The sequence below is a fragment of the Kitasatospora sp. NPDC059408 genome (assembly GCF_042751525.1).
Lineage (GTDB): Bacteria > Actinomycetota > Actinomycetes > Streptomycetales > Streptomycetaceae > Kitasatospora.
This window is the reverse complement of the sequence record NZ_JBHYWI010000062.1, coordinates 1-17,975: the sequence shown is the minus strand read 5'-3', so window position 1 is coordinate 17,975 and position 17,975 is coordinate 1. Positions and strand designations below refer to the sequence as shown.

Genomic DNA, 17,975 nt, shown 5'->3' with positions numbered 1-17,975 from the left:
GGCGAGGGACCTCTCTGAGCGAAGCGGAGGGAGCGGACGACGGTGTCACCAGCGCACCGGCAGCCGGGCCGGGGCGCGCAGCGGGGTGGACTCGTCCCAGGGCAGGGTCTCGGCCGGCTCGGCGAGTTCGAGGCCGGGCAGCCGTTCCAGCAGCACCTCGATGACGGTCGCGAGCTGCAGGCGCGTCAGGTGGGCGCCGGTGCACGCGTGCGGGCCGTGGCCGAAGGCGACGTGCGGGTTGGGCGTGCGGGCGAGGTCGAGGCGGTCGGGGTCGGCGAACGCGCCGGGGTCGCGGTTGGCGGAGGCCGGCACGGGGACGACGGCGTCGCCGGCCCGGATGTGCTGCCCGTGCAGGGTCAGGTCCTCCTGCGCGACGAGGATGTTGATCGCGTTCATCAGCGGGACGTAGCGCAGGAGTTCGTCCACCGCGGCGCCGGTGCGCCCGGGCTCCTCGCGCAGGGCGCGCAGCTGCTCGGGGTGGGTGAGCAGGACCAGCAGCGCGTTGGCGGTGTGCTGCATGTTGGTCTTGTAGCCGGCCATCAGCATGGTGACGACGAAACTGACGACGTCGTCCCTGGTCAGCGCGCCGCCGGGGCGCCGGCTCTCGGCGAGCAACAGCCGGATGTAGTCCCCGCCCGCGGCGTCCTCGGGTGTGTCCTCCTTGCGGGCGATCAGCTCCGACGCGTAGTCCTGCAGCGCGTACAGCGCCTCCAGCACCTGCTCCATCGTCAGCCCGGCCGCGCCGAGCAGCGTGAGGGTGTGCGGGAGGTAGCGGTCGCGGTCCTCGTGCGGCAGGCCGATCGTCTCGCACAGCACCCGCAGCGGCAGCGGCTCGACGTAGGCGGCGACGAGGTCGGCCGTCCGGCCGGGGCAGGCGGCGGTCATCGCGTCGATCAGCTCGTGCGCCATGGCCCGGATCCGGGGCCGCATGAACTCCAGCCGCCCGCGCCCGAACAGCGGCAGCACGGCGCGGCGCACGCGCTCGTGGTGCTCCCCGGTCATCTCCAGGAACGTCGGCAGGCACGGCGGCGGCCCGTCCCCGTCCCCGGTGGGCGGCCAGGCGGAGAGCAGTGGCCGCACCAGCCGGGGGTCGGCGAAGGCGGCGCGCACGTCCTGGTAGCGGGAGAGCAGCCAGGCGCTCTCGCCGTTGGGCAACTGCGCCTTGACGACGGGCTGTTCGGCGCGCAGCCGGGCGTAGGCGCAGGGCGGCCCGGCGGTGCCCGGGGCCGGCTCGGGCACCGGGATGACGGCGCCGGCCGCGGGCTCGGGGCCGAGGTCGAGATCGGTCATGCGCCGGCCTCCTGGCGGGGAGCGGTGGGGCGGGCGATGTAGCCGGAGGAGAAGAAGAACTCCAGGTACCGGTCCAGCAGCGCCGCGTCGACCGGCGGGCAGTGCAGCCCGCTGTCGGCCAGGGCGGCCTCGGCGTTGCGCCGGCCGAGCACCGGGAAGGTGTCCTCGAAGTACATCTCCTTGACGGACATGTCGGCGGTGCGGCTGCGGTCCACGCACAGCGAGACGAAGGGCGCGGTGGCGCTGGTCGGGTTGGCGGCGACGTGGCGCACCAGCTCGGCGACCCACTGCTCGTACGGCAGCGTCCGCACCGCGCAGCCCGCCGCCCGCATCCGCTCGACGACGTCCGAAAGGGCCGCCGGGCGGGGGTTGGTGAGGTGGTAGGTGCGGCCGTCGGCCGTCCGGGTGGTGGCGATGTGGACGACGGCGGCGGCGAGGTGGTCGACCGGCACGAAGTCCATCGGCAGCGCGATCCCGGGGGCCAGGCCGGTCTCGGCGATCGTCTTGAACAGCGAGCAGATGGCCGTCTCGGTGTTGCCGACCCCGCGCACCTGGTCGCCGGTCACCTCGTACGGGCGGTGGACGGCCACCGGCAGACCCTGCGCCGCCGCCCGGCGCAGCACCCCCTCGGCGACCCACTTGCTCTCGGCGTAGCCCATGGTGAGGGCCTCCGGGTGGGCCAGCGGCGCGTCCTCGTCCACCTCGCGCACCCCGGCCGCGCCGAAGCCGGCGACGACGGCGACCGTCGACACGAAGTGCACCGGCACGCGGCGCGGCGCCGCCAGGCGCACGACCTCCCGGGTGCCGTCCACGTTGGGGGCCCGCAACTGCTCGTACGGGTAGAGGAAGTTGACCTGGGCACCGTTGTGCACGATCAGGTCGAGGCGGCCGGCGAGCGCGGCGCGCCGGCCCTCGGACAGGCCGAGGCCGGGCTCGGCGAGGTCGGCGGGGAAGCACTCCACGCGCCGCCAGTCGGCCTCCTCCAGGCGCAGCCCGTAGCGGGTGAGGGCGGTGCGCACGCGGCGCCGGGCGTGGTCGGCGCTCGTGGCCCGCACCGGGCAGTGGACGCGGGCGGCGGTGCTGCGCAGCAGTTCGGCGAGGAGGAAGGCGCCGACGAATCCCGAGGCGCCGGTGAGCAGGACGTCGCGGGGGTCGTGCGGGCTGGGCGCGGGGCCTTCGGCGGGCGGGAGGTCGAAGCCGAGCTCGCTCTCGCGGGTGAAGTCGACGGTGCTCTCGCCGGTGGCGGCGTCGGCCGGGGAGCCGTCGCGGGCGGCGCGCACGGCGGCGGTGAAGCCGTCGAGGGTGGGGTCGGCGAGCAGGGCCCGGATGAGGGAGGAGCCGAGGGCCGCGTCGAGGCCGAGTGCGGCGAGGGTGCGGGTGACGGCCTCGGAGGCGAGCAGGGAGTCGCCGCCGAGGTGGAAGAAGTCGTCCCCGGGGGCGGGGCGCACGTGCAGGACCTGCTGCCAGACCCCGGTGAGGACGCCGGGCAGGCCCTCGGGTATCGGGACGGCGGCCGGCTCGGCGGTGAAACGTTTCGCCTGGGAGAGCAGGGAGGCGTCGGCCCGCAGGCGGGTGCGGTCGACCTTGCCGCCGCTGGTCACCGGGAAGCGGTCCAGGACGGTGAGCGCGGGCACGGCCTGGGCGGGCAGCCACCGGACGCAGTAGGCGCGCAGGGCGGCCGGGGCCGGGCGCCGCCCGGGGACGGCGGGGGTGACGCAGGCGGTCAGCGTGCTGCCGTTGGCGGCGAGGTCGACGACGGCCTCGCCGACCTCCGGGTGGGCGCGCAGCCGGGCCTCCACCTCGTCGAGTTCGACGCGCGCGCCGCGCAGCTTGACCTGGCGGTCGAGGCGGCCGCGGTACTCCAGCAGGCCGTCCTCGCCCCAGCGGGCCTGGTCGCCGGTGCGGTAGAGCGGGCCCGGGTCGAGCGCGGGCAGGCGGACGAACCGTTCGGCGGTCAGCCGCTCGTCGCCGGGGTAGCCGAGGGCCAGGCCGTCGCCGCCGACGAGGAGTTCGCCCTCCTCGCCGGGGCCGGCGGGGGTGCCGTCGGGACGCAGGACGTGGCAGGTGGTGGCGCCGAACGGGCGGCCGATGGGCACGTGCGCGGCGTCCTCGGGCAGCGGGCGCACGACGTGGGCGGTGGAGACCACCGAATTCTCCGTCGGGCCGTAGAAGTTGACCACGGTGGTGGCCGGGCAGGCGGCCAGGACGGCGTTGGCCAGGCGCGGGTCCATCGCCTCGCCGCCGGCCGAGACGAACCGCAGCCCGGCCAGCGCCCCGGGGCGGGTGCGGGCGAGGAGGTGGAAGACGCTGGTGGTCAGGTAGGCGACGGTGACGGCCCGGCTGCGCAGCAGCTCTTCCAGGGCTGCGGGCGAGAGCAGTTCCTCGCGGTCGGCGATGACGAGGCAGGCGCCGGTGAGCAGGGCGCCCCAGATCTCGATGGTCGAGGCGTCCGAGGACAGGCCGTAGCCGTGCAGGACCCGGTCGCCGGGCCCGGGCGGCGCCAGCTCGCGGTCGGACAGGACCAGGCGCACCACGCCGCGGTGCGGGATCGCGACCGGCTTGGGGCGGCCGGTGGTGCCGGAGGTGAACGCGACGTAGGCGCAGTCGGAGGCGGACCGGGCGGCGGTGCCGGCGATGGAAGCGACCACAGTGGTATCGGCGACGGTATCGGCAGCAGGGTCATCAGCGGTATCGGCAAGGGGAGTCGGGCCGTCGCCTCCGGTGCCGTCGAGCGGCTCGACGGCGACGCTCAGGCGCAGTCCGCGCACCCGGCGCGCGGCGTTGGGCAGTGTCACGGCGGCGCGCAGCCCGGCGTCCTCGGCCATGGCCCGCAGCCGGGCGGGCGGGAGTTCGTCGTCGAGCGGCACGTACGCGCAGCCGGCCTTGAGGATGCCGAGCAGCGCGACCAGCGCCTCCAGCGAGCGGCCGCCGCACACCGCGACCGGCTCGCCCGCGGCAACGCCGCCGGCGAGCAGGCGCTCGGCCAACTCTGTGGACCGGCGGTCGAGCTGGCCGTAGGTCAGGGTGCGGTCGCCGTGCCGGGCGGCGGGCGCGTGCGGGCGGGTGGCGGCCTGCCGGGCGAACAGCTCGGGCAGGCGCAGGTCGCGCGGGTAGGAGGGGAGGTGGTCACGGGTCGGCGGGGCGGCGTGCCGGGGGTGCGGGCGGTGGAGGCGGTGCAGGCGTGACGAAACGTCGGTGTCGGGCATCGTGTCGTCCCTCTCGTGTGGGCGGCGGGAGCCGGCCGGGCGTCGGATCAGGCGTCGGAGCCGGTGGCGGCCCCGGGCGCCGGGAAGTCGGCGGCGAAGGCCGAGAAGTCGGCGGTGCGCCAGCGCTGCGGACGCAGCCGCAGCAGGAGGTCGTCCTTGAGCTGGCCGGCGGTGGCGGCGAGGTAGCCGCGGGCCTCGTCCGGGTCCAGGTAGCGGTGGGCGAGCGCGTCGCGGACGGCCGGCGGCACCGGGTCCTCGACCGCGGCGACCTCGCCCTCGACGCTCACGTACCGGTAGGGCCGCCGCTCGTCCTGCACGCAGAGGCTGAACCGCCCGGCGGCGAGCAGCAGTCGGCCCTTGACGGTCTCCCGTCCGGTCTGGACGAGGACGTCGCCGCCGGGCTCGTAGGCGTACCAGACCGGGACGAGCAGCGGCGCGCGCTCACCGCCGCGCCCGTCGGCCACGCCCAGGACGCCGACGCGCCGTTCGGCGAGGAATGCCTCGCGATCGCGCGGGGACATGGAAATGGACATGCGTCATGACTCCTTCGCCGGTGACGGCTTGATCGAGTTCGCGGACGATGCATCACTGTCCGCCGAGCCATGACAAAAACCACGTGGCCGAGTGAGCTGAATTACAGTCCGAAAATAAGCCAGCACTCATCGTAATGTCGGCTAATACTATTAATGCGGATCAGTTGGGCGGGCCGGGCAGCCCCAGCACCGCGTCCGCGAACGCCCCGGGAGCCTCCTGCGGCACGTTGTGTCCGATCCCCGGCAGGACGGTGACCTCGCACGGCCCGCGGAAGCGCCCGGTGTCGCCCTGCACGTCGGCGGGGATCACCCCGTCCGCGCCGCCGACCAGCACGACCGTCGGCACCGTGATCGGCGGCCCGGCCGCGAGCCGGTCCTCCAGCGCCTGGTAGCGCGGATCCCCGGCCACGAGCCCGAACCGGTGCCGGTAGGAGTGCACCACGACGTCGACGAAGTCCGGATTGTGCAGGCTCGCCGCCGACGCCCCGAACGCCTCCCCGGCCCCGGCCCACGTCGGCGACCACAGCCGCCAGAGCAGCGCGCACAGCTCCTCGCGGTTGCGCTCCAATCCCCTTCGCCCACGCTCCGAGTGGAAATAGTGCTGGTACCAGAGATTGCGCTCCGCCTCCGGCGAAACCGGCTCCACCGAACCCGCGATGTCCTGGACGAGATAGCCGCCGCCCGTCACCAGCCCCGCGACGCGTTCCGGCCACAGCGCCGCCGCCACGCACGCCGCCCGCCCGCCCCAGTCGTACCCGGCGACCACCGCCCGCCCGATCCCCAGCGCGTCCAGGAAGTCGGCCAGGTCCTGCCCGAGCGCGGCCTGCTGCCCGCTGCGCATCGTCCCCTCGTCCCGGAACGCCGTCGGCCCGCACCCGCGCAGGTACGGCACCAGCGCGATGCGCCCGCGCGCGGCGAGCCGCGCCGCCACCTCGTCGAACGCCCGCACGTCATAGGGGAATCCGTGCAGCAGGACCACCGGCACCCCCGCGCCCGCCCCGGACTCCCCGGACTCCCCGGACTCCCCGGACTCCCCGAACTTCCCGAACTGCTCGTACGCGATGTCGAGAACCGGCGTCGTCACGCGCTTCCGAGCCCTGAAGATCACATCCATCCGTCCATGCTGACACGTCGTTCGTCAACGATCCGCCGGTGTCGGCAGGGGGCCGTCGTGGCGGGCGCTGGCGCGCCAGTCGGCGACGCGGACGAGGGTTTCGAGGAAGGCGAGGCGGAACGGGCCGAGGCCTGGGGTGTCGCGCAGGGCGAGGGCGCGTTCGGTCCAGGCCTGCGGGAAGCCGGCGGTGTGCAGGGTGAGGGCCGGGAAGTGCTCGCCGGTGGACAGGTCGACGGGCGGGGTGCGGTCGCCGTCGGCGACGCCGAGCAGCAGCGGGGCCTCGCCGCCGCGCGGGCGCACGGTGACGCGGACGTGGCCGTGGTGGGCGGCGGCCAGGTAGGTCACCAGGGGGTCGTGACCGCCGTGCCACAGCAGGAGGGCGCTGACGAGCTCGTGCCGGAAGTAGGGGCGGGTCGGGCGGTAGGGCGGCAGGGGGTCGGCGCCGTTCTTCGACTTGGCGAGCAGGCCGGCGGGCGGGTCGGTGCGGCCGCCCCGCAGCTTCTCCTGGAAGGCGTCGTGGCACTTGCCGAGGTCGTGGTAGCGGGCCGCCTCGACGACGGCCCCGCCCAGCCCGGCGGGGAGTCGAGGCAGTGCGGCGAGCAGCGACCGCGCCTCCTCGGCGGTCTCCTGGAGGTGCTGGTCGAGACCGACCCAGGCGGCGCAGGCGTGGAGCGGCGTCCGCGGGCCGGGCGCCTCGCACGGGACGGGGGCCGGGCTCGCCGGGCTCCAGCCGAGGTCCGGCAGGTAGCCGCCGGCACGGGCGTCCAGGAGCACACGGACGCCGGGGCGCAGGTCGTCCGGCTGCGCGGGGCGCCACCGGCCGTCCAGGGCGTCGCGCAGCCAGGCCCGGCCGGCGGGCAGCCGGCGCAGCTCGCCGAGCGGCACCGGGCAGAGTTCGGCGCTCGCCGGATCCGGCTCCTCCTCGCCGGGCCCGCCGGACTCCCAGGCGCGCCAGGCGGCCAGCGCCGGGAGCGAGTCCGCCTCGGACGGCCCGCAGATCCACCGGTCCACCGCGTCGGCCCGGTCGGCCCGTTGGTCGGCCCGGTCGGCGGGGTCGGCCCGGTCGGTGGGGTCGGTGGGGTCGGTGGGGTCGGCGGGGGAGTCGAACAGGGCCAGGACGTCCTCGCGCCCGGGCCCCGGCGGTGCGGGCGGCGTCCCGACGCGGGCCGCCAGCAGGTCGCCGGGGGTGACGGCCCGGCCCTCGTGGGCGGTCAGCCAGCGTGCGACGGCCGCATCGCCGCCCTCCGGCGGCGTGCACCACAGCAGGTCGCCGCCGTCCGGGTGCTCGCCGTGCCGGTTGCAGCGCCCGGCGCGCTGCACCAGCGAGGCCCAGGGCGCGAGTTCGGTGACCACGGTGCGGCCGGAGAGGTCCGGCCCGGCCTCCACGGCGGGAGTGGTGACGAGCACGAGGTCGCCTTCGGCCTCGGCGGCGGCCAGGACGCGGCGGCGGTCGGCGGCCCGGAAGTGCGGGTGCAGCAGGAGCGCCGCGCACCCCAGTTCGGCCAGGCCCGCGTGCACGGCCCGCGCGCGCTCCGGCGAGTCGAGCACCACGACGGTCCGGGTGCCGGGCACGTGCGCACCGGCGACGGCCCGCGCCAGCGCGGCGGCGTACCGTCCGGGCCCGACGTCGAGCCGGGCGATCCGCCGCAGCGTCCCGGCCGCCTCCGGCGCACGTATCGCGCTGCCGCCGGGGTCGAAAGGCCCGCGCACCGACGACATCCACATCGTCCGGGTCGCCGCCGCCGTCCCCAGCTCATCGCGCAGCCGCTGGAGTTGCACACCCGTGGACAGGCCGGGCCCGAGCAGGTACGCCTCGTCGAACACCCACTGCGCGTCCGTGTGCAGCAGCGCGTACGAGACCGGCGCCATCGTCCGCGCGTCCGCGTAGCCGCGCATGAGCGCCCGGCTGAGCAGCACGTCGTGCGTGCCGACCAGGATCGCGCTGCGCTCGGGCGCGCGCCGCCAGCCGCCCTCCTGCGCCGCCGCGCCCGCGAGCAGGTGCAGCCCCACCTCGCCCGTCAGCCCCAGGCGCTCCAGCCACCCCGCGATCCGGGCGAAGGTCTGGTCGGCGAGGCTGTGCCGCGGCAGCACCAGCACCAGCCGTCGCGGCGTGTCCCCGGGCGCCGCGACCAGCCGCCGGTACAGCCACGGCAGCACGGCGGCCACGGTCTTGCCCGCCCCGGTGGGCGCCTCCAGCAGCGAGGGCAGCCCCTCGGCGGCCAGCGCCGCCTGGTACGGGTAGGGGGCGAAACCGGTGGCGGTACGCACGAAAGTCTCGAACTCGGCCGTCATCCCGCCAACCTACGGCGAAAGGCGGCCCGCCGGGCGGAGCGGAAGGCTATCCGGTGCCTACGGCGTACCGGCCGCCGCCCGGTACGCCGCCACCGCGGCCGGCAGGACGGCCTCCACACTGGACCGGGGCTGCTGCGCGACGGTCTTGTGCACGGTGAGGATCACGTCGCCCTCGCGGACCAGTGCCACCTCGGTCACGTACGGCTCGCCATCGCCGGGGCCGAGCGCGGAGATCCGCAGCACCAGGCCGTCGTCGGCCGCCACGCCGCCCACTCCCGCCGTGGACACCGTGTTCTTCGTCGCGGAACCGTCGACGGGAAGCGTGGCGGTGTACGAGGCGCAGCGCTGCGCGGCGCCGTGGACGGCCGCCATGACGGCGGCGGCCCGCCCGGGCGGGTACCGGTCGAGCGACTCCCGGCCGAACCAGTCGTCGGACGGCTTCTCCAGCCCCACCGACACGCCCTCCGCGGGGCGGTCGTGCCTCGCCGTGAAGCCCTCCACCACGAGCTCCTCGCACGGCATGGCCGTGATCGGGACGTCCGAGAACTGCCGGTCAGGCGTAGCCGAAGCGGTCAACAGCCGGAAATCTGGCGGCAGTTGACGGTCGGTCAGGAGTGCGTCGCGCAGCCGGACCTGCGCCGGAGCCCCCGCCGGGGACGGGCCGCCGTCCGCCGCCCGCACGGGCGGTTCCTGCGAACAACCGGACAAGGCGAGCGCCGCCGCGACGACGGCAGCCGACACCACACCACGCAACCGCACCGGGTCCCCTCCCTGGAGTCCATGATCGACTCGCATCCTGCCACACCCGGGACCAGGTCCTGCCGGTACGACCGAAATTGGGGCCCTGTACGAAGCACCCGAATCGTGACCTTCCCGGCCGCGACCGCCGGAACCCGCAGTTCACGGCCCGCGTCCCCGCCGGTAGTCGGCGTGCCGTAAGGTGCGGCGCCGCGGAGCCGAGCAGGCAGCGAGCAGGAACGGGAAGAGCGCAGGACGATGGACGACAGACAGGCCGAGGGCCACAGACCCGGCGGCGACACCACGCCCGCCGAACACCTCTGGGAGCTCCCGGAGTACCTCTACGAGCGCGAGCTCGGCGCCGGGGCGAGCGGGCGGGTCGTGCTCGCCCGCCACCGCGACACCGGCACCCCGGTGGCGATCAAGCACCTCCACGCCTCCGCCGCCTCCGCCGCGCTGCGCGCCGAGGCCGAGGTCCTCGCCGGCATCGACTCCCCGTACGTCACCCGGCTCTACGAGTACGTCGAGGGCGAGCAGGGCTCGGCCATCGTGATGGAACTGGTCGACGGCATCGCGCTGCGCGACCTGCTGCGCGCGGAGGGCGCCACCACGCCGGAGGCCGCCCTGGTGGTCCTGAAGGGCTCGCTGCTGGGCCTGGCCGCCGCGCACGGGGCCGGCGTCGTGCACCGCGACTACAAGCCCGCCAACGTGCTGGTCGACACCGTCGGCACGTCCAAGCTCGTCGACTTCGGCATCGCCGTGCCCAGCGGCGCCGACCGCGACGTCTCCGGCACCCCCGCCTACATGCCGCCCGAGCAGTGGGCGGGCCGGCCCGCCTCCCCGGCGGGCGACGTCTACGCGGCGACCGCCACCTTCTTCGAGTGCCTCACCGGCGCCCGCCCCTACGAGGGCGCCACGATCGTCGAACTCGCCGTCCAGCACAGCGAGGCGCCGATCCCGGCCGAACTGGCCCCGGAGCCCGTCCGGCCGCTGATCCTGGCGGGCCTGGCCAAGGAACCCGAGGCCCGGCCCGACAGTGCGGCCGCGCTCGTCGAACAGCTGGAGGCCGTCGCGGCCGCCGCCTACGGGCCGTACTGGGAGGAGAAGGGCCGCCGCGACCTGACCGCGCTGGTCGCCCTGCTCGCCCTGCTGCTGCCCGGCGCCGGCGGAGCGGCCGGCGGCGGCACCTCGCTGGCCCACACCCTCCTCGGCCCGGCCGAGACGGACGCCTACACGGACGCCGCCATGGACGTGGGCGCCGACGCCGCACCGGCCGCCGCCCGCCTGCCCCTGACCGCCCGTATCGGGACCCGCGGCAAGGTCCTCACCGGCGTCGCGGCCAGCGTCATCGCCCTGGCCACCCTCACCACCGTCGCCATGGCGGGAGCCGCCGACGGCGGCGCCCGCACCGTGCTCGGCGGCGCCTCGCCCGAGGCCACCACCAGCCTCGGCGCGCACGACCCGACCGGCAGCCCGTCCGCCGCGCCCAGCACGACCGGCGCCACCGCGACCCCGTCCGCCACGGCGACGCCGACGGCCACCGCGTCCACCAGCGCGACCGCCACCGCGACCCCGTCCGCCCCGGCCACGCCGGGCGGCAAGACGCCCGCCGCACCGGGCACGCCCGCGGCCCCCGCCACCGGCCCGCAGCCGGCACCGGCCGGCCCCGGCACACCGGCGTCCGCCCCGCCCGCCGGCCCCGGCCCCGGCCCGGGCCCCGGTCCCGTGCAGGGCGGGCCGACCTCCTCGGCGCCCTCGCCCTCGCCGACCCAGACCGTCGCGCCCGCCACCCTCACCATCAGCTCGGTGAACCTGGACTCGCTGTCCTGCAGCGGCCAGTGGGCCCTGACCGCCACCGTCACCGTGGCCGCCCAGGGCAACGCGACCGGCACCCTGACCCTCAGCTGGTACCACAGCTCGGGCGGACGCGCCGCCACCGTCGCCACCGACACCGTGCCGGTCCAGAACGGCCGCGCCACCATCACCCGCGTCCACAACTTCGGCTCCGCCGACAACTCCACGACCTGGGGCGTCCGCGTAGGCACCAGCCCGGCCGCGACCGCACCGGGCAAGACGTCCGCCGAGCTGTACGCCTTCACCTGCAACCCGCCCCGCTGACGCCCTGTCGGCCCCGGTCACACCCGCCCCACCCCTCGCCCTGGAGAAAGCCATGTCCACGCCCCACCCCGACGCCGCCCCCACCCCGGGCGCCGACCAGACCGTCCGGCTCGGTCCGGGTACGGGCGAGGGGGAGGAGACCAGCCGTACGGACGCCGCCGAGGCGACGACGCGCCTCGGCGGCGTTTCCGACCCGCGCGCGGACCGGACCGTCCGGCTGCCGCGCTCGCCGCTGGGCGGGCCGGATGCGGTGGAGACGGTCCGTCTGGACAAGGAGGAGGGCCTGCGCCTGACGGGGGAGTCCGGGACGGTTCCGCTGCCGCGCCCGCCGCTGGGCGGGCCGGATGTGGTGGAGACGGTGCGCCTCGACAACGAGGAGCGCCTGCGCCTGACGGGGGAGGGCGAGACCGTTCGGTTCTCCCGCCCGCCGCTGGGCGGGCCGGACGCGGTGGAGACGGTCCGTCTGGACAAGGGGGAGTCCGGGACGGTCCCGCTGCCCCGCTCGCCGCTCGGCGCGCCCGACCCGCGCGCGGACCGCACCGTCCGGCTCTCCTCGGCGCCCGCGCCCGCCGCCACACCGGACGCCGAGGCCACCGTGCGCCTCGACTCCGCCGAGGCCGAGAGCGCGACGTTCCTCGACCCGCGGGTGTGGGGCGGCGCGCCGGGGGAGAGTGTCACGCTGCCCGAGCCGATTCCGCTGCCCGAGGCCGGGGCGGAGGCGGAGGCCGAGAGCGCGACGTTCCTCGACCCGCGGGTGTGGGGCGGCGCGCCGGGGGAGAGTGCCACGTTGCCCGAGCCGATCCCGCTGCCCGAGGAGGCCGCGCCCGAGGAGCCCGCGCCCGAGGCCTCCGTCTCCACCCCGGCCGTCGCACCGGACGAACACCCTCTCGCCCCCGGCGAGTTGCGCCGCTTCGGCCCCGGCGTCCCGCCGCAGGCCGCCGCCGCGTGGCACGGCGAGACGCCCGCGGACCGGAAGCCGAAGCGGCCCCGCCGGGTGCGCAGGTGGCTGGTGCCGGTGGCTGTGCTCCTCGCCGTCCTGGCGCTGCTGTTCTGGCGCTTCCACACGACCGCCCTGGCCGTCACCTCCGTCGGCGTGACCACCGACCCGGCCGGCCCCGGCTGCGGCGGCACCGCCGTCGTCACGGCCTCGGTGGAGACCAACGGCGGCGCCGGCAGCATCCGTTACCGCTGGCAGCGCAGCGACGGCACGACCTCGGACGAGCTCGTGCAGGACGTCCGCTCCGGCACCCGCCACACCGACCTGGTGCTGCGCTGGACCTTCGACGGCCAGGGCTCCCTCCAGGCCACCGCCACCCTGCAGATCCTCTCGCCCGGCACCCGCACCGCGACCGCCACCTTCCCCTACCACTGCTCCCAGTAGCCCGGGCCCGGAACCCGCCTCGGACGCCCCGCCCGTCCCGTAGCGTTTGCCTCCCGCCGCGGGGATCCGCGGCACGCCAAGGGGAGGGCACCGTGAACTCGCTCGTGTCGAAGGCTCGTTGGTTAGGCGCTCTGGTGACGGCGGGAGCACTGCTGCTCGCCGGGGCCGGCGCCGCAGGGGCGGACGACGCGCCCGACGGGCCGGTCCGGGGTGTCCCGCAGACCGTCGCCCTGAGCTCGGAGCCCGCCTCGGTGGCGGTCAGCCCGGACGGACGCAAGGCGTACGTCTCGGTCAAGGACGGCATGAACGGCGTCAAGCTGAAGGTGGTCGACACCCGGAGCGGTGCGGTCACCGCCACGGTCACGCTGACCACCGGGTACGGGGCCGACGCCGGGCCGGTGGCGGTCAGCCCGGACGGCTCGCGGGTCTACGTGCTGTTCGGCGCGATGAGCCTGCTGCCGCTGTCCACGCTGGGCGCCGTCGACACGGCCACCGGCACGGTGGTCTCCACCACGCTCGCGCCGGACCAGCCGCGCCCGGACGGGACCAACCCCGGGGGCCTGAGCGCACTGACGGTCAGCCCGGACGGCTCGCGGGTCTACGTCACCCAGGACGGACCCTCGCCCTGGCACCAGCCGGTCCAACCGGGCGCCCGGGTCCTGGAGTTCTCCCCGCAGCAGCAGGCGTTCACCGCCGCCGTCACGGTACCCGGCCGCTCCCTGTGGTCGGTGGTCACCCGGCCGGACGGCGCCGACACCTACGTCAGCACCGACGAGGGCCTGGACCACCTGGACACCGGCGCCGAGCCCCCGGCCGTGGCCGGGACCGTCGCCGCCCCGGGCACCAGGACCGGTCTGGCACTGGCCCCGGACGGCACCCGCGTGTACGGCGTGAGCAGCACCGGCACCGGCTTCACGGTCGACCCCGCCGCCGACACCGTCACCGCGACCACGGACCTGGGCATCACCCCGGCACAAACGCTGCACGACCCGTCGGTCAGCCCGGACGGCACCCGGCTGTACATCGCCTGCCTGGACTCCTCCAGCTCCACCGGCAAGGCCCGGATCCTCTCCCTCGACACCTCGACCAACACCCCCGTCCCGGCCGAGGCGGTCACCGGTCTCAACTGGGTGACGGCCCTGGCGGTGGGCCCCGACGCCCACACCCTCTACGTCGCCGACGGCGACCTGCGGATCGTCGGCATCTGACGGGATCCCGCCGGCCCGCGCACGGGGCGCGGGCCGGCGACCGGCCGCTTCACTCGTCGCTACCCCGCCAGCAGCGCGCAGACGAAGTCCTCCTCGACGGCCCGCAGCCGCTCCAGCAGCGCCGGGCTGTTGCGCTGGTTGACCTGCTCGGTGACGGACACGGTGACGCTGCGCCGCCCGTCCGGGGTGCCCGCGCCGAACTGGGTGTAGCCGGTGGTGTTGCCCGTGTGTCCGTACACGACGCCGCACCGGGTGGTGTACTCGAAGATCCCCAGCCCGGCCCGGTTGGCCCCCGGGCCGGCCGGCTCGGAGGCCCCGGCGACGAAGGCCCGCTGCTCCAGGCGGGTGGCGTCGCCGATCAGCGGTCCGCCCGCGTAGGCGGCCGCGAAGGTGCTGAAGTCCCGAGGGGTGGAGACCAGCCCGCCCGAGGCCCAGGCACCCGAGGCGCCGAACCGGGTGCTGACGTCCTCCACCGGGTGGGGCGGCTCGACGGCGTAGCCGTGCAGGTAGGGCCTGGGCAACTCGAAGCCGGAGGGCAGGCTGGTCCCGTCGAGCCCGAGCGGCCCGTAGACCTCGGAGGCGAGCAGGTCCTCGTAGCGCTGCCCGGTGGCGGCCTCGGCCATCAGGGCGACGGCGATGTTGTCGGAGTTGGAGTACTGGTAGCGCGTGCCGGGGGTGAACTCCAGGTCGTCGCCCGCGACGAAGTCCAGCAGGTGCCGGGAGTCGAACACGTGGTGCGGCTCGGTGAGGATGATGTCGACGAAGTCCGGCGCCGAGCTGTAGTCCGGCAGCCCGCTGGTGTGGTTGAGCAGCTGGCGCAGCGTCACCGCGCCCCAGTCGGCGGGCAGCGCGGGCAGCCGCCCGGCGACGGTGTCGTCCAGGCCGAGCAGCCCGCAGTCGACGAGCCGCAGCGCGACCGCGCCGCTGAACGCCTTCGCGGCGCTGGCGAGCCGCATGTGGTCGGCGGGCTCCGGCGGGCGGCGGGTGCCGACCTTCGACACCCCGGCCCGCACCACCCGCACGCGGTCGCCGTCGCGCAGCACCGCGATCGCCCCGGGCGGCCCGTCCGGACGGTCGACCAGCTCCTGCAACCGGGCCCGCAGTCCCCGGTCGTCGTCCCCGTGACCGCCCCCGGCCGAGGCGGGAGCGGCGGGCACCAGCACCACCGAGGCGGTGGCGAGCAGGACGGCGAGCGCGCCCCCGGGGCGGCGGCGAGAGCGGAGCGGCACGGCGGATCCTCCGGACGACGATTCGGCGAGGGGACGGGAACGGCCCCGGCGGCAAGGAGTCACCCGCCGACGCCCCCGGGAAACGGCCCGCCCACCACCTTGACCCGCCCAGCCGAGCCCCCTGCCCGCCGTCCGGCCGCCGTCCGGCCGAGCCCCCTGCCCGCCGTCCGGCCGCCGCCCAGCCGAGCCCTCTGCCCGCCTTCCGGCCGCGCCCCGCCCTGCGGACCCGACGGGTGACGTTCACGCGGGTCGCCCGCCACCAAACCCGGCGCCCGGCCGCCCCCACCCGATACTGCGCGCATGACACCCACCCGCAGGACCACCCGGAACGCCCTGCTGCGCCTCGCCGCCGTCACCGCGCTCCTCGCCCTCACCGCCCCGGCCGCACCCGCCGGCGCGGAGCCGGGGGGTCACCACCACCGTCCCTGCGCCGCCTCCGCCCCGTCCGACGGCGGCCCGGCCGCCGACGTCCTGCGGATCGCCGAGCAGGCCAAGGCGGAGCTGGACCTGAAGTCGGTGATCCTGCGGGTCACCGTCGACGGCCGCGAGCTCGTCACCGGCGCGCTCGGCGAGTCGATGACCGGCGTCCCGGCCGAGCCAGCGATGCACTTCCGCAACGGCAACATCGCCATCAGCTACCTGGGCACCGCACTCCTGCGGCTGGTCGACCAGGGCGTCGTCGGCCTCGACGACCCCGTCTCGCGCTGGCTGCCCGACCTCCGGGGCAGCGACCGCGAGTTCACCCTGCGCATGCTCGGCGCCTCCACCACCGGCCTCGCCGACTACGTCAAGGACCCGTCCTTCGGCCCGGCCGTCTACGCGAACCCGTTCCGCCAGTGGACGGCCGACGAACTGGTCGCCATCTCCACCCGCCAGGACCGGCTGTACGCCCCGGGCACCAACTGGAGCTACTCCCACGCGAACTTCGTCCTCCTCGGCGAGGCCCTGGAGAAGATCACCGGAACCCGTCTGGACGCTCTGCTCCAGCGCGAGGTCCTGGGCCCGCTCGGCCTGCACGAGACCCGCAACAGCTACACCCCCGACATCCCGACCCCCGTCCTGCACGCCTTCACCTCCGAACGCGGCACCTACGAGGAGTCGACCTTCTGGAACCCCTCGTGGACCACCGCCCCCGGCGCCGTGGAGACCACCGACATCTGCGACCTGGAACGATCGGCCGTCGCCATCGGCGCCGGCGAACTGCTCTCCCCGGCCTCCTACCGGCAGCTGCTGGACCCGGGGACGGTAGGACTCGGCCACCCGACCGACACGTGCCCGTCCGCCCTCTGCATCCCGCAGACCGAGGCCACCCACTACGGCATGGGCGTCCTCGTCGTCGGCGGCTGGATCTCCCAGCACCCGCTGTTCTTCGGCTACTCCGCCTCCCAGGACTACCTCCCCTGCGAGCACCTGGCCATCGCCGTCTCGACCACCAACGGCCCGAGCGCCCCGGCCGACCACAATGCCCACACCATCGCCCAGCGCATCGCCGCCGCCCTCGCCCCGGGCCACCCCATCCCCGACTTCGGCTGAGCCGCCGCCCCTGCTCCTCCTCCGCCGGCCCCGTTCCGGCAGGATGACCTCGTGAGCTCTCCCCGCCGGCACGTCCACCGGATCACCAAGTACGACCCAGCCGACCGCAACGAGTGGGGCCACTACACCGGGACGCTGGACTCGGCCAGCGACCACGGGCCGGTCGAGGCCGCCTACCTCGCCGCGGTCGCCGCCTTCGCCGAGGCGGACGGCGTGCGGCACCTGACCATCCGCGAGCCCCAACTCGGGCCCGGCTTCACGCATTTCGGCCTGGAACCGGCAGTCGAGGGCCACGGCCTGGCCGGGCTTTTCCCGCCTGACCTGACCGGCTACCACGACGGCGCCCGGGTGGCACTGCCCGTCGCCCTGGAACTCGTGCGGGCCATGCTGCGCGACAACGGCGCCTGGTGCCGCCTGGAGAGCGACGACGGCTTCACCGTCCACGTCGGGTACGACCAGTACCTGTACGTGGGCACGGCCGGGCCCTGCGAACGGGCCGTGGCCCGCACCCGGGCGACGGGGCTCTTCCCGGAGCCGATGGACGCCTCCCCGTACGACCACGAGCCGGACGGTCTTGACGGACAGCGCCCGGCCGACGAGGTCTTCTGGGCCCGGGTGCGCTGGTGCGCGGCGACGGGCCGGGCCGGGCTCCTGGAGGAGAAGCCCGTCGGCAACCTCTCCCACTGGCACCGGCTCACCGACGACGGCGCGATCGAGGCGGTGCGGGCGCGGCTGGCCCCGCGTGCACAACTGGCCGTGTGGCCTGCTCTTTCCCCCGACGTGGCCGCCGTCCTGGCCGGCCTCCCGGAGGAGGACCTGATCGAGCTCGTCTGGGAGGACGCCGAGGGCCGGATCACCAGCACGATCGCCGACGAGGACGACTTCGCCGCCCTGACCGTCCGCGTCGCCGGAGCCCGCGCCGCCGCGGTCCTGCCGATGTGCGTCGACGAACGCACCCCCGTGCTCACCGCCGTCCTCCCCGACCCCGACGGCGTCCTGCGCGCCCGCTGGCGCACCGACCCGGCCCCCGGCGACCGGGACTGGGCCCTGCTGAAGACCCTGGGCCCCGGCCGGCCCGTGACCGGCACCGTCACCGGAACCACCGCCCCGGGCGCCGTCCTCGTCGACATCGGCGGCTTCACGGCCACCCTGGCCGACGCCGCCACCATCCCGGTCGGCCGCAGGGTCACGGCGCAGGTCCTCGACGTCGACATGGTCAGGGAACAGGTGTCCTTGTCCCTCATTTCGGCGCAGTCGGACGAGGCCTGACGGACGAGCCCGTCCGGCGGTGGCGACCGCGCCCCCCCCGCACGGGCTCGTCCCTGTAGTCAAC

The 17,975-nt window shown here is 75.9% G+C and carries 12 protein-coding genes; 5 read left to right on the top strand and 7 right to left on the bottom strand.

The annotated features are described in order from the left end of the window. Window positions 1-45: 45 nt before the first annotated feature. The 6 genes from ACFXDE_RS31825 to ACFXDE_RS31800 all read right to left on the bottom strand — a co-directional run bounded on the left by ACFXDE_RS31825 (window position 46) and on the right by ACFXDE_RS31800 (window position 9,194). Window positions 46-1,290 (bottom strand): cytochrome P450, encoded by a 1,245-nt coding sequence (locus tag ACFXDE_RS31825; protein ID WP_380446372.1) that lies wholly within the window; start codon window positions 1,288-1,290, stop codon window positions 46-48. Next, window positions 1,287-4,496: an amino acid adenylation domain-containing protein gene (locus tag ACFXDE_RS31820; RefSeq protein WP_380498065.1), complete on the bottom strand. Its 3,210-nt coding sequence runs from the start codon at window positions 4,494-4,496 to the stop codon at window positions 1,287-1,289. The genes ACFXDE_RS31825 and ACFXDE_RS31820 overlap by 4 nt, the downstream gene beginning before the upstream one ends. Before the next feature lie 47 nt (window positions 4,497-4,543). Then, entirely contained in the window at window positions 4,544-5,029 is a 486-nt protein-coding gene (locus ACFXDE_RS31815) for a pyridoxamine 5'-phosphate oxidase family protein (RefSeq protein ID WP_380498064.1), read from the bottom strand. 160 nt (window positions 5,030-5,189) lie between these two features. Continuing rightward, window positions 5,190-6,113, bottom strand: a complete 924-nt coding sequence (locus ACFXDE_RS31810; protein WP_380498063.1) for an alpha/beta fold hydrolase — start codon at window positions 6,111-6,113, stop codon at window positions 5,190-5,192. Between the two features lie 54 nt (window positions 6,114-6,167). Then, window positions 6,168-8,435 carry a CRISPR-associated endonuclease Cas3'' gene (locus ACFXDE_RS31805; RefSeq protein WP_380498062.1) on the bottom strand — a complete coding sequence of 756 codons (2,268 nt, stop codon included), beginning with the start codon at window positions 8,433-8,435 and terminating at the stop codon, window positions 6,168-6,170. 57 nt (window positions 8,436-8,492) lie between these two features. Continuing rightward, the gene (locus tag ACFXDE_RS31800) at window positions 8,493-9,194 is read right to left on the bottom strand and encodes a hypothetical protein (RefSeq protein WP_380498061.1); all 702 of its coding nucleotides are present in this window, start codon (window positions 9,192-9,194) and stop codon (window positions 8,493-8,495) included. A gap of 237 nt (window positions 9,195-9,431) precedes the next feature. On the opposite strand from ACFXDE_RS31800, the gene ACFXDE_RS31795 reads away from it, so the two are divergent. The 3 genes from ACFXDE_RS31795 (at window position 9,432) to ACFXDE_RS31785 (ending at window position 13,880) form a co-directional block, all read left to right on the top strand. After that, window positions 9,432-11,291, top strand: coding sequence for a protein kinase (locus ACFXDE_RS31795; protein WP_380498060.1), 1,860 nt, complete (start codon window positions 9,432-9,434; stop codon window positions 11,289-11,291). Window positions 11,292-11,343: 52 nt separating this feature from the next. Beyond that, entirely contained in the window at window positions 11,344-12,672 is a 1,329-nt protein-coding gene (locus ACFXDE_RS31790; protein WP_380498059.1) for a hypothetical protein, read from the top strand. 134 nt (window positions 12,673-12,806) lie between these two features. Then, complete coding sequence (locus tag ACFXDE_RS31785) at window positions 12,807-13,880, top strand: hypothetical protein (RefSeq protein ID WP_380498058.1); 1,074 nt, start codon at window positions 12,807-12,809, stop codon at window positions 13,878-13,880. A gap of 59 nt (window positions 13,881-13,939) precedes the next feature. Here the strand turns inward: ACFXDE_RS31785 and ACFXDE_RS31780 are convergent, their stop codons facing one another. Further along, on the bottom strand, window positions 13,940-15,109 hold the full coding sequence (locus tag ACFXDE_RS31780) for a serine hydrolase domain-containing protein (RefSeq protein WP_380498057.1): 1,170 nt from the start codon (window positions 15,107-15,109) through the stop codon (window positions 13,940-13,942). Window positions 15,110-15,409: 300 nt separating this feature from the next. Between ACFXDE_RS31780 and ACFXDE_RS31775 the strand changes: the two genes are divergently transcribed. Next, complete coding sequence (locus ACFXDE_RS31775; protein WP_380498056.1) at window positions 15,410-16,642, top strand: serine hydrolase domain-containing protein; 1,233 nt, start codon at window positions 15,410-15,412, stop codon at window positions 16,640-16,642. A gap of 51 nt (window positions 16,643-16,693) precedes the next feature. After that, window positions 16,694-17,911 carry an RNA-binding protein gene (locus ACFXDE_RS31770; RefSeq protein WP_380498055.1) on the top strand — a complete coding sequence of 406 codons (1,218 nt, stop codon included), beginning with the start codon at window positions 16,694-16,696 and terminating at the stop codon, window positions 17,909-17,911. The last annotated feature ends 64 nt before the right edge of the window (window positions 17,912-17,975 follow it).